Origin of the sequence: Candidatus Kosakonia sp. 282A-S69, from assembly GCF_029433855.1 — a bacterium.
GTDB lineage: Bacteria > Pseudomonadota > Gammaproteobacteria > Enterobacterales > Enterobacteriaceae > Kosakonia > Kosakonia cowanii_A.
The window spans coordinates 1,463,826-1,476,181 of the sequence record NZ_JAROAU010000003.1; the positions used below are offsets into that span (position 1 = coordinate 1,463,826).

Sequence of the window (12,356 nt, forward strand, 5' to 3'; positions counted from 1 at the left end):
CAGCACTGATTTCGATAACGGCTCCTGCGGGAGCCGTTTTTTTTGGTCTTTTGCTTGACCCTCACGTAACGTGAGGCACGAAAGTGACGTCTGTGGAGCACGAAAGGAGCAGTTATGTTAATTCAGGTAGGTGAGCTGGCGCGACGCGCGGGCATTAGCGTTCGCACTCTTCATCATTATGAGCATATTGGCCTGCTGCTGCCTTCTGCCCGAAGCGCCGCCGGTTACCGGCTCTATAACCTCGCTGATGTGAAACGCCTGCAGATGATCCAGGCGCTGGCGAAATCGGGGATGGAACTGGCGGCAATTGGCGACTACCTGGCGCGGGAAACGCGCCCGCTGGCGGAGCTGTTAAATGATCAGATTACCCGGCTCGACAGGCAGGTGCGCGATATCGTGACCCTGCGCGATCGGCTTGTCGATTTACGGGACGATCTTACCCGCGGCGCGGAGCCCGACCTGGAGTCCTGGCTACAGACACTGGAGTTGATGAAAATGTACGATCGTTGGTTTACGCCACAAGAGTTGAATGAGTTACCGTTTGCCGCTCGCGATGACGCGCGCGATCGCGTCTGGGCAGCACTGGTTGGCGAAGCACAAACGCTGATGGCGAATAACGTGGCAGCGGATGATGAACAGGCAATGGATCTGGCGACTCGCTGGATGACGCGCCTTGAGCAGGACACGGCCAACAAGCCGGAATTTTTAACGCGCCTGAATGAGATGCACAGCGCTGAACCGCAGATGCGTGAGCAGACCGGCATTACGCCGGCCATGACGGAGTACATCACCCGCAGTTTTGCCGAGAGCAAGCTGGCAATCTGGCAGCGCTACTTAACGCCGCAGGAGATGGCCTTCACTCGCGCGCACTACTTTGACCGCATGATGGAGTGGCCTGCGCTGGTGGCAAAACTGCACGATGCCAGCCGCCGCGAGCTGGAACCACACAGTGATGAGGCGCAGGCGCTGGCGGCAAACTGGCTGGATCTGTTTCAGTCCTATGCCGGACGCGATCCGCAAACGCAGCAGAAGTTCCGCACGGCGATGGAGCAGGAGCCGCATCTGATGAAGGGCACGTGGATGACGCCCGCTGTGCTGCAGTGGCTCCAGCGGGCCATTGAGGTGATGATGCGCAACCGCTACGGCGCGCCGGGTTCACACATCGGCTAACGCCGCGTCGCGGTTCGGGAAGAAGGCCAGCCTGCCGGGGATCGGTTGAATACCGGCGCGGGCAAAGGTGCGCAGCGGCTGAAACTCCAGGTTGCTGACGCGCAGCTCTGTCCCCTCCGGCAGGCGGCTGACGAAACGGCGGAAGGCATCAAGCCCACCGGCGTCCAGCACCGGCACGGCATCCCACTTCAGCACCACAATGCGTTTTCCGGCGATGCGCGTCTCCAGATCGCTGAACAGCCCCTCTGCCGCCGCGAAAAAGAGCGGGCCGATCACCCTGAGCACCAGCACATCATCCGGCACGCTGACATTCACCGCCGCAAGACGCGTCATACGCGCGATGCGGCGCATAAACAGCAGCGAGGCGAGGACAATCCCGACGCTGATGGCAATCACCATATCGAAGAGCACCGTCAGTGACATGCAGATCAGCATGACTACAATGTCATCGGCCGGCGCACGGCGCAGCAGATCGACCACCTTATGCGCTTCACTCATATTCCACGCCACCATCAACAGAAGCGCGGCCATCGCCGAGAGCGGCAGCCAGGAGAGCAGAGGCGCCAGTACCAGCAGCGCCATAATCACCAGCAGGGAGTGGATCACCGCCGAAACGGGCGACGTGGCACCGGCGCGCACGTTTGCCGCCGAGCGGGCAATCGCTGCGGTCGCCGTAATGCCGCCAAAGAAGGGCGCGACAATATTGCCCAGCCCCTGACCAATCAGTTCACTGTTGGCTTTGTGCTTGGTGCCGGTCATGCCGTCGAGCACCACGGCGCAGAGCAGGGATTCAATCGCGCCGAGCATCGCCATGGAAAACGCCGCTGGCAGCAGGGCGCGCAGGGAATCCCAGCTGAGGGTGAAAGTTGAACCGGGAAGATCCCACGGCAGCACCAGTTGCGGCAGCAGCTGCGGGATGCCGTTGCCCTGGCTGCCGTCAGCCAGCAGATAGTGAAACTGCGAACCGATGGTCGCGACATGCCCGCCGAGCAGGTTAACCACGCCCATCACCGCACAACCGGCCAGCAGCGCCGGGAGATGCCCTGGCACGCGCAAACGCAGACGCGGCCAGAGGATCAGCGTGCCGAGCGTCACCACACCGATGGCGGCATCGCCGGGGTTAATGGTCGGCAACGCCATCACCAGCACGCCCACTTTTTGCAGGTAATGCTCCGGCACATGGGCCATCTGCAGGCCGAGGAAGTCTTTGATCTGCATGGTGCCGATGGTAATGCCAATCCCGGAGGTAAAGCCAAGCGTCACGGAGAGCGGGATGTACTCAATCAGCCGACCAAAGCGCGCCAGGCCGAAGAGAATCAAGAAGAGGCCGGACATCAGCGTCGCCACCAGCAGACCGCCAAGGCCAAACTGTTGCGAAACCGGATAGAGGATCACCACAAAGGCCGCCGTCGGGCCGGAGACGCTATAGCGCGACCCGCCGCTCAGCGCAATCACAATACCGGCGACAGCTGCAGTGTATAAACCGTATTGCGGCGCGACGCCGCTGCCAATCGCCAGTGCCATCGCCAGCGGAATGGCGATGATGCCGACGGTGACCCCGGCGATCAGATCGCGGGTAAAGCGGGTGGCGGTATATTTTTCTTTCCAGCAGGCATCAATCAGCGCGCGAAAAGGCATGATGTGGGGAGAAAGTAACGTTTTCACAGGAGTCACTCTTTTGCGAAGCGTAGTCGTAACTAATTAATAAATCATACAAATAAAAAAGAGGGTTAAAAAAACCCGCCGGAGCGGGTTTGGTATGCAGCATCGATTAATGTTCGAACATTGCAGAGATCGACTCTTCATTGCTGATACGACGGATAGCTTCGGCCAGCATGCCAGAGAGCGTCAGCGTACGTACGTTCGGCAGCGCTTTAATCTCTTCGCTCAGCGGAATGGTGTCGCAGACAACCACTTCGTCAATCACGGAGTTGCGCAGGTTATTCACCGCATTACCGGAGAAAATCGGGTGCGTGGCGTAAGCAAAGACGCGCTTTGCGCCGCGCTCTTTCAGGGCTTCAGCTGCTTTGCACAGCGTACCGCCGGTATCGATCATATCGTCAACCAGCACGCAGTCGCGGTTCGCCACGTCACCGATGATGTGCATCACCTGCGAAACGTTGGCGCGCGGACGGCGCTTATCAATGATCGCCATGTCGGTATCGTTCAGCAGTTTGGCGATGGCACGTGCGCGAACCACACCGCCGATATCCGGCGAAACCACAATCGGGTTGTCGAGGTTCAGCTGCAGCATATCTTCGAGCAGGATCGGGCTGCCGAAAACGTTATCAACCGGTACATCAAAGAAGCCCTGAATCTGTTCAGCATGCAGGTCTACGGTGAGGACGCGGTCAACGCCAACGCTTGAGAGGAAATCGGCAACGACTTTTGCGGTAATCGGTACGCGAGCGGAGCGGACGCGGCGATCCTGACGGGCGTAACCAAAGTAGGGGATAACGGCGGTGATACGGCCTGCGGAAGCACGGCGCAGGGCATCGACCATGACAACCAATTCCATCAGGTTATCGTTTGTAGGAGCACAAGTGGACTGGATGATGAAAATATCACCACCGCGTACGTTTTCATTGATTTGTACGCTGACTTCGCCGTCGCTAAAGCGACCTACGGCGGCGTCGCCGAGAGAAGTGTACAGGCGGTTGGCAATACGTTGTGCTAGTTCCGGGGTGGCGTTACCAGCAAAAAGCTTCATATCAGGCACGAGAAGAACCTCAGGCATGCGTCCAGTGGTGGATAGGATACGCCAAAATGTGCGGTCAGGGCGAAAAACTATCCATGCGGTGTATTAAAGAGCGCGGTGCAACGTCTGGAACAAGTGACGTTGTCACCGTGACTCAGCTTGCCCGGCGATGGTTTGTGCTAGCGGCGAGAGGTTGACGCCTCGCGCGACAAAACCGTTCAGCCATTCCGGGGCTTGCTCAAGCACCTGACGAGCGGAGGATTCGGTGTCAAATTCGGCAAAGACACAGGCTCCTGTGCCAGTCAGGCGCGACGGCGCGTATTCTAACAGCCAGGAAAGCGCCGCATCAACCTCACGAAAACGTTTTCTTGCGATAACCTCGCAATCGTTGCCGAATTCACAATTCAGTAACGTATTGATTGACCTGACGGGCGTATTGCGCGGCAACTCCGGATCGCCAAAGATGAGTGGCGTCGGAATGCTGACGCCGGGGTGGGCAACCAGGTACCATTTTTCCGGCGGGTCGACCGGGGTAAGCAGCTCGCCGACCCCTTCGGCAAACGCCGCATGGCCGCGCACAAACACCGGCACATCGGCACCAAGGGTCAAACCCAGCTGCGCCAGTTCATCCACGCTCAGGCCGCACTGCCAGAGATGATTAAGAGCGACCAGCACCGTCGCCGCATTCGACGAGCCGCCGCCCAGCCCGCCACCCATCGGCAGGCGTTTATTAATGGCGATATCCGCGCCGCAACCTGCGGCCAGGCGATCGGTCTCGGCGGCACGTTTCATCAACAAACGTGCCGCGCGCACGATCAGATTCTCTTCATCGGGCACGCCCTCCACCAGCGTCAGCAGGCAGATTTTGCCATCCTTGCGCGGCTCGATGGTCAACGTGTCGCCATAATCGAGAAACTGGAACAGCGTCTGCAGCGTGTGGTACCCATCCGCACGCTGGCCAGTAATGTATAAAAAGAGATTCAGTTTTGCCGGAGCAGGCCAGGTCATCATTTAACGATCCAGTTATCCATCTTTAACTTGATGCGCTGCTTGCCGTCGCTCAGCTCCATATTGGAAGGCAGGGCTGGCTGCGTTTTGCTGTCATAGCCGCCATACACCACTTTCCAGCTCTTGCCGTCCTGGCTGTAGTTGACCTGGCTGAGGCGATACTGGTCGTCGAGCTTATAATCGGTGGCGTCGCCCGGCAGACCGAGGATCCACTGGCGCAGGCTGTTAAGCGGAATCGGCATGCCGGTCAGCTTGCCAATCATCTCCTCCGCGTCGTCGGCGGTGTAGTGCTTCCCTTTATTATCCACCAGCTCAACACTGCCCGGCTGCGCGTTCAGTTCAAGCTCGGTGCTGCCCAGCGGGTTGGTAAGCAGTAAGCGGTAGCGATCCTGGCCGGTCTGCTGCCAGAAGAAACGGGCATAAACTTTTTGCTCATCCGAGAGATAAGCAAATGCGCCGCGCGTCTGGTACTGGTGGAGATCGCGTACCTGCTGCTGATGCTGACGCCACTGCGGCGCATCGGGACTTTTTCCCGGCCCTTTCGGCGCGGTCAGGGTACAGGCGGTGAGCACGAGGCTTGCCAGCGGTAGCAGGCGAATGAGGCGGAAATCCGACAGAATCATAACGATGACAAATCCTTGTAACAGTTTACAGGCAGAAGCTTAATGCTAGCGCCGCACAGAAAGAGCGTCTACGTTCACGTTGTCTTAAATCATAAAAAGACCAATTACTCCGAAAGGATAGTCTCCCTTTTATTGACTCCGCTCATCCTGTATGATGCGTGCAGTCTAACCTTATCAACGTTGGTACTATTCCCGCGCCCATGACCCTTTTAGCACTCGGCATCAACCACAAAACAGCACCTGTTGCGTTGCGAGAACGTATTGCGTTTTCGCCGGAAACGCTTGACCAGGCGCTGGAAAGCCTGTTGGCGCAGCCGATGGTGCAGGGGGGCGTGGTGCTCTCAACCTGTAACCGCACTGAGCTCTATCTGAGCGTCGAAGAGCGGGAGAACTTACAGGAAGCGCTGGTGCGCTGGCTGTGCGACTATCACCATCTGCGGGAAGAGGAAGTGCGCCAGAGCCTCTACTGGCACGAAGATAATGACGCCGTCAGCCATCTAATGCGCGTGGCAAGCGGGCTCGATTCGCTGGTACTCGGCGAGCCGCAGATCCTCGGCCAGGTGAAAAAAGCCTATGCCGACTCCCACCGCGGCCACGGAAATGCCAGCGAGCTGGAACGCATGTTCCAGAAATCCTTCTCTGTCGCCAAGCGCGTGCGCACGGAAACCGACATTGGCGCCAGCGCCGTTTCGGTCGCTTTCGCTGCCTGTACCCTGGCGCGACAGATCTTTGAATCCCTTTCAACGGTCACCGTGCTGCTGGTCGGCGCGGGCGAAACCATTGAGCTGGTAGCCCGCCATCTGCGCGAGCACAAAGTGCAGAATATGATCATCGCCAACCGCACCCGCGAGCGCGCAGAGCTGCTGGCGAATGAAGTCGGGGCGGAAGTGATCGCTTTAAGCGAAATCGATGAGCGCCTGAAAGATGCCGATATCGTCATCAGTTCGACCGCCAGCCCGCTGCCGATTATCGGTAAAGGGATGGTCGAGCGGGCGATGAAGGCGCGCCGCAATAAGCCGATGCTGCTGGTGGATATCGCCGTTCCGCGCGATGTCGAGCCGGAAGTGGGGGAAATTGCCAACGCCTATCTCTACAGCGTCGACGATCTGCAAAGCATCATTCAGCACAACCTGGCGCAGCGTAAAGCCGCGGCGGTGCAGGCGGAGACTATCGTCGCCCAGGAGACCTGCGAGTTTATGGCCTGGCTGCGCGCGCAAAGCGCCAGCGAGACGATTCGCGACTATCGCAGCCAGTCAGAACAGGTTCGTGATGAGCTGACGGCGAAAGCGCTCGCTGCGCTGGAGCAGGGCGGCGATCCGCACACCATTATGCAGGACCTGGCGTGGAAGCTGACCAACCGCTTAATCCACGCCCCAACCAAATCTCTTCAGCAGGCCGCCCGTGACGGGGATGACGATCGCCTGCATATTCTGCGCAACAGCCTCGGGCTGGATTAGCACACCACACTCCTGATAATTACTAAAAGGTGCCTTTACGCCTATGAAGCCTTCTATCGTTGCCAAACTGGAAGCCCTGTATGAACGCCATGAAGAAGTTCAGGCGCTATTGGGCGACGCGCAAACCATCGCCGATCAGGATCGCTTTCGCGCCCTGTCGCGCGAATATGCGCAGCTGAGCGACGTTTCACGCTGTTTTACCGACTGGCGACAGACGCAGGACGATATCGAGACCGCGCAGATGATGCTCGAGGACCCCGAAATGCGCGAAATGGCGCAGGAGGAGTTACGCGACGCGAAAGAGAAAAGCGAGCAGCTTGAACAGCATTTACAGGTTCTGCTGCTGCCGAAAGATCCCGACGATGAGCGCAACGCGTTTGTCGAAGTCCGCGCCGGTACCGGCGGGGATGAAGCCGCGCTGTTTGCCGGGGATCTCTTCCGTATGTACAGCCGCTATGCCGAGGCTCGCCGCTGGCGCGTCGAGATCATGAGCGCCAGCGAAGGCGAGCATGGTGGTTATAAAGAGGTGATTGCCAAAATCAGCGGCGACGGCGTATATGGCCGTCTGAAGTTTGAATCGGGCGGACACCGCGTGCAGCGCGTGCCGGCCACCGAATCGCAGGGGCGTATTCACACCTCCGCCTGTACCGTTGCGGTAATGCCGGAATTGCCGGAAGCGGAGCTGCCGGATATCAACCCGGCAGATCTGCGTATCGACACCTTCCGCTCCTCCGGCGCGGGCGGCCAGCACGTTAACACCACCGATTCGGCGATCCGTATTACTCACTTGCCGACCGGGATTGTGGTGGAGTGCCAGGATGAGCGTTCGCAGCATAAAAATAAAGCCAAAGCGCTCTCGGTGCTCGGCGCGCGCATTCGCGCTGCCGAAGTGGCGAAACGCCAGCAGACGGAGGCCTCCACGCGCCGTAACCTGCTCGGCAGCGGCGATCGCAGCGACCGCAACCGCACCTATAACTTCCCGCAGGGTCGTGTGACCGATCACCGCATCAACCTGACGCTCTACCGTCTGGATGAGGTGATGGAAGGCAAGCTTGATGCGCTGATCGAACCGATCGTGCAGGAGTACCAGGCCGACCAGCTGGCGGCACTCTCCGAGCAGGATTGATGGAGTATCAACAGTGGTTGCGCGAGGCCGTGAGCCAGCTGCAGGCCAGTGAAAGCCCGCGGCGCGATGCCGAGATTCTGCTCGGCTTTGTCACCGGCAAAGCGCGCACCTTTATTCTCGCCTTCGGTGAAACGCCGCTTACTGATGAGCAGCAAGAGCAGCTTGCCATGCTGCTGGCCCGACGCGTGCGCGGCGAGCCGGTCGCGCATCTGATTGGCGAGCGCGAATTCTGGTCGCTGCCGCTCTTTGTCTCGCCCGCAACGCTTATCCCGCGCCCCGATACCGAGTGTCTGGTTGAGCAGGCGCTCGCCCGGCTTCCCGCCGGGCCGTGCCGCATCCTCGATTTGGGTACCGGCACCGGCGCGATTGCGCTGGCGCTGGCCAGCGAGCGGCCAGATTGCCAGGTGACGGCAGTCGATCTCATCCCTGACGCGGTCGCGCTGGCGCAGCGTAACGCCGATCATCTCGGCATCCGTAATATTGAGATTGTGCAGAGCCGCTGGTTTAGCGCCCTTGAGGGGCAGCGCTTTTCGCTTATCGTCAGCAATCCGCCCTATATTGACGCGCAGGATCCCCATCTGGCGCAGGGCGATGTGCGCTTTGAACCGCTCAGCGCGCTGGTGGCGGCAGATAATGGCCTTGCGGATCTGCATACGCTGATTAAGGACGCGCCGCGCTACTTACTGCCGCAGGGCTGGCTGCTGCTGGAGCATGGCTGGCAGCAGGGTGGCGCTGTGCGCGAGATTTTTGCCCGCTACGGCTGGCAGCAGGTGGAAACCTGCCGGGATTATGGTGATAACGAACGGCTGACGCTGGGACGACGGCCGTAACGGGAGCAACAGGGCGTGTGCCTCTTTAACATCCTGATTACGTTACATTTGACGTCGGTGGCGCTGACCATTAGCCTGTTCACCCTGCGTTACTGGTGGCGCTGGAGCAACAATCCCCGCTTTCAGGCGCGCTGGGTGCGGGTGTTACCGCATATTGTCGACAGCGTTTTACTGCTCAGCGGCGTGGGCTTGATAGCCCTGACCGGCTATTTGCCTTTTACTGTTAAAGGCGCATGGCTGACGGAAAAGCTGTTTGGCGTTATCATCTATATCGTTTTGGGTTTTATTGCGCTCGGGCGGCATCGTCCGCGCGGCCAGCAGGCAGGTTTTATCGCCTTTATGCTGGGGCTGGTGGTGCTGTACATCATCATTAAACTCGCCGCCACAAAAGTACCGATACTGGGGTAAGACATGAGGTCGTTAGCTGATTTCGAATTTAACAAAGCGCCATTATGCGATGGGATGATCCTTGTTTCCGCGCTGATACGCGATGATTTTCCTTCACAATACGTACAGGACGAACTGGAGCAACTGCTCGCACTTGCCCGTGAAGAGATCAGTCAGGCAAAGCCTCAGGAGCATCAACTGGAGGAACTCCTTGCGCTGTTTTACGGCGAATGGGGCTTCAAAGATACCCGCGGCGTCTACCGTCTGTCCGATGCGCTGTGGCTGGATAAAGTGTTGCAGAACCGTCAGGGCAGCGCGGTGTCGCTGGGGGCGATTCTGCTGTGGGTCGCCGGGCGGCTCAATATTCCGCTGACCCCGGTCATCTTCCCGACGCAGCTGATTCTGCGCGGCGAATGGCTGGATGGCGAGATGTGGCTGATTAACCCGTTTAATGGCGACACGCTGGACGAACATACGCTGGAAGTTTGGCTGAAGGGCAATATCAGCCCGGTAGCCGAGCTGTTTAACGAAGACCTTGATGAGGCAGACAACGCTGAAGTGATCCGCAAACTGCTGGATACCCTGAAGTCGGCGTTAATGGAAGAGCAGCAGATGGAGCTGGCTCTGCGCGCCAGCGAAGCGTTACTGCAGTTCAATCCGGAAGATCCGTATGAGATCCGCGATCGCGGGCTGATTTATGCGCAGCTGGATTGCGACCACGTGGCGCTGCATGACTTAAGCTATTTTGTCGAGCAGTGCCCGGAAGATCCCATCAGCGAAATGATCCGCGCGCAGATCAACACGATTTCCCATAAACAGATTACCCTGCATTAAGCATTCACACTCGATAAGGCGATTTTATGAAACAAAAAGTGGTCAGCATTGGCGACATCAACGTGGCGAACGACCTGCCGTTCGTGCTGTTCGGCGGCATGAACGTGCTGGAATCCCGCGATTTAGCCATGCGCATTTGTGAGCACTACGTGACCGTGACCCAGAAGCTGGGCATCCCGTACGTGTTCAAAGCCTCTTTCGATAAAGCCAACCGCTCTTCCATCAAGTCCTATCGCGGACCGGGTCTGGAAGAGGGCATGAAGATTTTCCAGGAGCTGAAGCAGACCTTCGGCGTCAAACTGATCACCGACGTGCACGAAGCGAGCCAGGCGCATCCGGTCTCCGAAGTGGTGGATGTGATCCAGCTTCCGGCGTTCCTTGCCCGCCAGACCGACTTGGTGGAAGCGATGGCGAAAACTGGCGCGGTCATTAACGTCAAAAAACCGCAGTTCGTAAGCCCGGGCCAGATGGGGAATATCGTCGACAAATTTATCGAGGGCGGTAACGACAAAGTTATCCTCTGCGATCGCGGCGCGAACTTCGGTTATGACAACCTGGTGGTCGACATGCTCGGCTTCAGCGTGATGAAAAAAGTCTCCAACAACTCGCCGGTGATCTTTGACGTCACCCACGCGCTGCAGTGCCGCGACCCGTTTGGCGCCGCTTCCGGTGGCCGTCGTGGCCAGGTAACAGAGCTGGCGCGTGCGGGCATGGCAACCGGTCTTGCCGGTCTGTTTATTGAAGCGCACCCGGACCCGGATAACGCTAAGTGCGATGGCCCGTCTGCGCTGCCGCTGGCGAAGCTGGAGCCGTTCCTGCAGCAGATCAAAGCGATTGACGATCTGGTGAAAAGCTTCGACGAACTCAACACCGAAGCGTAAAAACAAAACCCCGCGAAAGCGGGGTTTTTTGTCTCTGCATCACTCAGGCAAAGATGGTCATCAGGTAGGCGGCAAACAGCGCCAGATGCGCTGCGCCGTTAAGCACATTGGTGCGCCCGGTCGAGAAGGAGATCTGGCACAGCATCAGTGATGCCACCATCACAATCATCTCCGGCGCATCGAGGCCGAACACCAGCTTATTGCCGGTGATCCAGGCAATCAGCGTGACCACCGGTACGGTCAGCGAGATGGTTGCCAGCACCGAACCGAAAAAGAGGTTCATCGCGCGCTGCACCTGATTGTTCAGCACCGCTTTTAATGCGCCCAGTCCTTCCGGCGAGAGGATCAGCAGCGCGACGAGGAAGCCGGTAAAGGCCACCGGTGCGTTCACCTCCGTCAGCAGCGCTTCCAGCGGCTGCGCGTTCATCTTGGTCACTGCAATCACCGCAATCAGATGCATAATCAGCCACGCGGTGTGCCACAGGTTGCCGTGCGCCGATGGCTTACCGTGGTGCGGGTCGTCGCCGTCATCCTCATGCTCATAGACAAACAGGCTCTGATGGGTTTTGGTCTGGATCAGCAGAAACACGCCATACATCGCCGCCGAAATAAGCGCCACCAGCAGCGCCTGGCCGGTGGTGAAGTTGGCTTCCGGCAGCGCCATCGGGAAGACCAGCACAATAATCGCCAGCGGAAAGAGGGCGATCAGATACTGCTTGATACCGAAGAGATTGACATACTGCGTGGCGAATTTACGCCCCCCCAACAGCAGCGAGAAACCCACCAGCCCACCGGTCACAATCATGATGATGGAGTAGAGCGTATCGCGCATCAGCGTCGGCGCGGCATCGCCGGTCGCCATCAGCGCCGAGATGAGGCTCACTTCGAGGATAACAACGGAGAGGCTCAGAATTAACGAGCCGAAGGGTTCGCCCAGGCGGTGGGCAAGCACATCAGCGTGGCGTACCACGCTAAAGGCGCTGGCTAAAATGCCGACCAGTGCCAGCACATTGATACCGACTATCGCCGGCAGCGACTGCGAGCTTCCCCAGAAGAGCAGCACGGCCAGCGCCAGCACCGGGAAAATGAGGGTGGTCTCCTTGTGGCGGGTTTTAACCGCCTCGTGGGTTGTTGTCATTATGATTCTCCTCAGAGGGCAGGTGTGTTGAAGTATAGATAAAGAACGAAAGGTTATTAAAATAGCAAAAAAGTGACGTTATCGCGGTTCTTTTTACCTATTTTTACGGCAGTGAAAAATTTTTTATTTAAAGGGCGTAAAAATGGCTGTTTCTTGGTAATAGTGCAATATAAACATAAGGATAGTTTATTTAAAAAGTCATTT

The 12,356-nt window shown here is 58.2% G+C and carries 12 protein-coding genes; 7 read left to right on the forward strand and 5 right to left on the reverse strand.

The features are described 5' to 3' along the window. Window positions 1–114 precede the first annotated feature (114 nt). Window positions 115–1,170, forward strand: a complete 1,056-nt coding sequence (locus PU683_RS12600; RefSeq protein WP_277171937.1) for a MerR family transcriptional regulator — start codon at window positions 115–117, stop codon at window positions 1,168–1,170. Here PU683_RS12600 and dauA read toward each other — a convergent pair. The 4 genes from dauA to lolB form a co-directional block, all read right to left on the reverse strand. Next, window positions 1,156–2,808: a C4-dicarboxylic acid transporter DauA gene (gene dauA / locus PU683_RS12605; RefSeq protein WP_277174285.1), complete on the reverse strand. Its 1,653-nt coding sequence runs from the start codon at window positions 2,806–2,808 to the stop codon at window positions 1,156–1,158. The genes PU683_RS12600 and dauA overlap by 15 nt on opposite strands. Before the next feature lie 133 nt (window positions 2,809–2,941). Next, window positions 2,942–3,889 (reverse strand): ribose-phosphate diphosphokinase, encoded by a 948-nt coding sequence (prs, locus tag PU683_RS12610; protein WP_007371855.1) that lies wholly within the window; start codon window positions 3,887–3,889, stop codon window positions 2,942–2,944. A 123-nt stretch (window positions 3,890–4,012) separates the two neighbouring features. Beyond that, window positions 4,013–4,879: a 4-(cytidine 5'-diphospho)-2-C-methyl-D-erythritol kinase gene (gene ispE, locus PU683_RS12615; RefSeq protein WP_277171943.1), complete on the reverse strand. Its 867-nt coding sequence runs from the start codon at window positions 4,877–4,879 to the stop codon at window positions 4,013–4,015. Continuing rightward, window positions 4,876–5,499 carry a lipoprotein insertase outer membrane protein LolB gene (lolB, locus tag PU683_RS12620; RefSeq protein ID WP_277171945.1) on the reverse strand — a complete coding sequence of 208 codons (624 nt, stop codon included), beginning with the start codon at window positions 5,497–5,499 and terminating at the stop codon, window positions 4,876–4,878. Before lolB ends, ispE begins: the two co-directional genes overlap by 4 nt. Window positions 5,500–5,699: 200 nt before the next feature. Here lolB and hemA point away from each other — a divergent pair, with 200 nt between their 5' ends. The 6 genes from hemA to kdsA are packed head-to-tail and all read left to right on the forward strand — an operon-like array spanning window position 5,700 to window position 11,014. Next, the gene (hemA, locus tag PU683_RS12625; protein WP_277174286.1) at window positions 5,700–6,956 is read left to right on the forward strand and encodes a glutamyl-tRNA reductase; all 1,257 of its coding nucleotides are present in this window, start codon (window positions 5,700–5,702) and stop codon (window positions 6,954–6,956) included. 43 nt (window positions 6,957–6,999) lie between these two features. Beyond that, window positions 7,000–8,082, forward strand: coding sequence for a peptide chain release factor 1 (prfA, locus tag PU683_RS12630; protein WP_277171947.1), 1,083 nt, complete (start codon window positions 7,000–7,002; stop codon window positions 8,080–8,082). After that, window positions 8,082–8,912, forward strand: coding sequence for a peptide chain release factor N(5)-glutamine methyltransferase (gene prmC / locus PU683_RS12635; protein WP_277171949.1), 831 nt, complete (start codon window positions 8,082–8,084; stop codon window positions 8,910–8,912). Before prfA ends, prmC begins: the two co-directional genes overlap by 1 nt. 15 nt (window positions 8,913–8,927) lie before the next feature. After that, complete coding sequence (gene sirB2, locus PU683_RS12640) at window positions 8,928–9,320, forward strand: invasion regulator SirB2 (protein WP_023478628.1); 393 nt, start codon at window positions 8,928–8,930, stop codon at window positions 9,318–9,320. 3 nt (window positions 9,321–9,323) lie between these two features. Next, the gene (gene sirB1 / locus PU683_RS12645) at window positions 9,324–10,133 is read left to right on the forward strand and encodes an invasion regulator SirB1 (protein WP_277171951.1); all 810 of its coding nucleotides are present in this window, start codon (window positions 9,324–9,326) and stop codon (window positions 10,131–10,133) included. Between the two features lie 26 nt (window positions 10,134–10,159). Further along, entirely contained in the window at window positions 10,160–11,014 is an 855-nt protein-coding gene (kdsA, locus tag PU683_RS12650) for a 3-deoxy-8-phosphooctulonate synthase (protein WP_277171953.1), read from the forward strand. A gap of 43 nt (window positions 11,015–11,057) precedes the next feature. Here the strand turns inward: kdsA and chaA are convergent, their stop codons facing one another. Then, window positions 11,058–12,152 carry a sodium-potassium/proton antiporter ChaA gene (gene chaA, locus PU683_RS12655; RefSeq protein ID WP_277171955.1) on the reverse strand — a complete coding sequence of 365 codons (1,095 nt, stop codon included), beginning with the start codon at window positions 12,150–12,152 and terminating at the stop codon, window positions 11,058–11,060. Between the last annotated feature and the right edge of the window lie 204 nt (window positions 12,153–12,356).

Coding starts and splice junctions, on each gene's coding strand:
- PU683_RS12600 (WP_277171937.1), top strand. CDS start 115: ATGTTAATTCAGGTAGGTGAGCTGGCGCGACGCGCGGGCATTAGCGTT.
- dauA (WP_277174285.1), bottom strand. CDS start 2,808: ATGCCTTTTCGCGCGCTGATTGATGCCTGCTGGAAAGAAAAATATACC.
- ispE (WP_277171943.1), bottom strand. CDS start 4,879: ATGATGACCTGGCCTGCTCCGGCAAAACTGAATCTCTTTTTATACATT.
- lolB (WP_277171945.1), bottom strand. CDS start 5,499: ATGATTCTGTCGGATTTCCGCCTCATTCGCCTGCTACCGCTGGCAAGC.
- hemA (WP_277174286.1), top strand. CDS start 5,700: ATGACCCTTTTAGCACTCGGCATCAACCACAAAACAGCACCTGTTGCG.
- prfA (WP_277171947.1), top strand. CDS start 7,000: ATGAAGCCTTCTATCGTTGCCAAACTGGAAGCCCTGTATGAACGCCAT.
- prmC (WP_277171949.1), top strand. CDS start 8,082: ATGGAGTATCAACAGTGGTTGCGCGAGGCCGTGAGCCAGCTGCAGGCC.
- sirB1 (WP_277171951.1), top strand. CDS start 9,324: ATGAGGTCGTTAGCTGATTTCGAATTTAACAAAGCGCCATTATGCGAT.
- kdsA (WP_277171953.1), top strand. CDS start 10,160: ATGAAACAAAAAGTGGTCAGCATTGGCGACATCAACGTGGCGAACGAC.
- chaA (WP_277171955.1), bottom strand. CDS start 12,152: ATGACAACAACCCACGAGGCGGTTAAAACCCGCCACAAGGAGACCACC.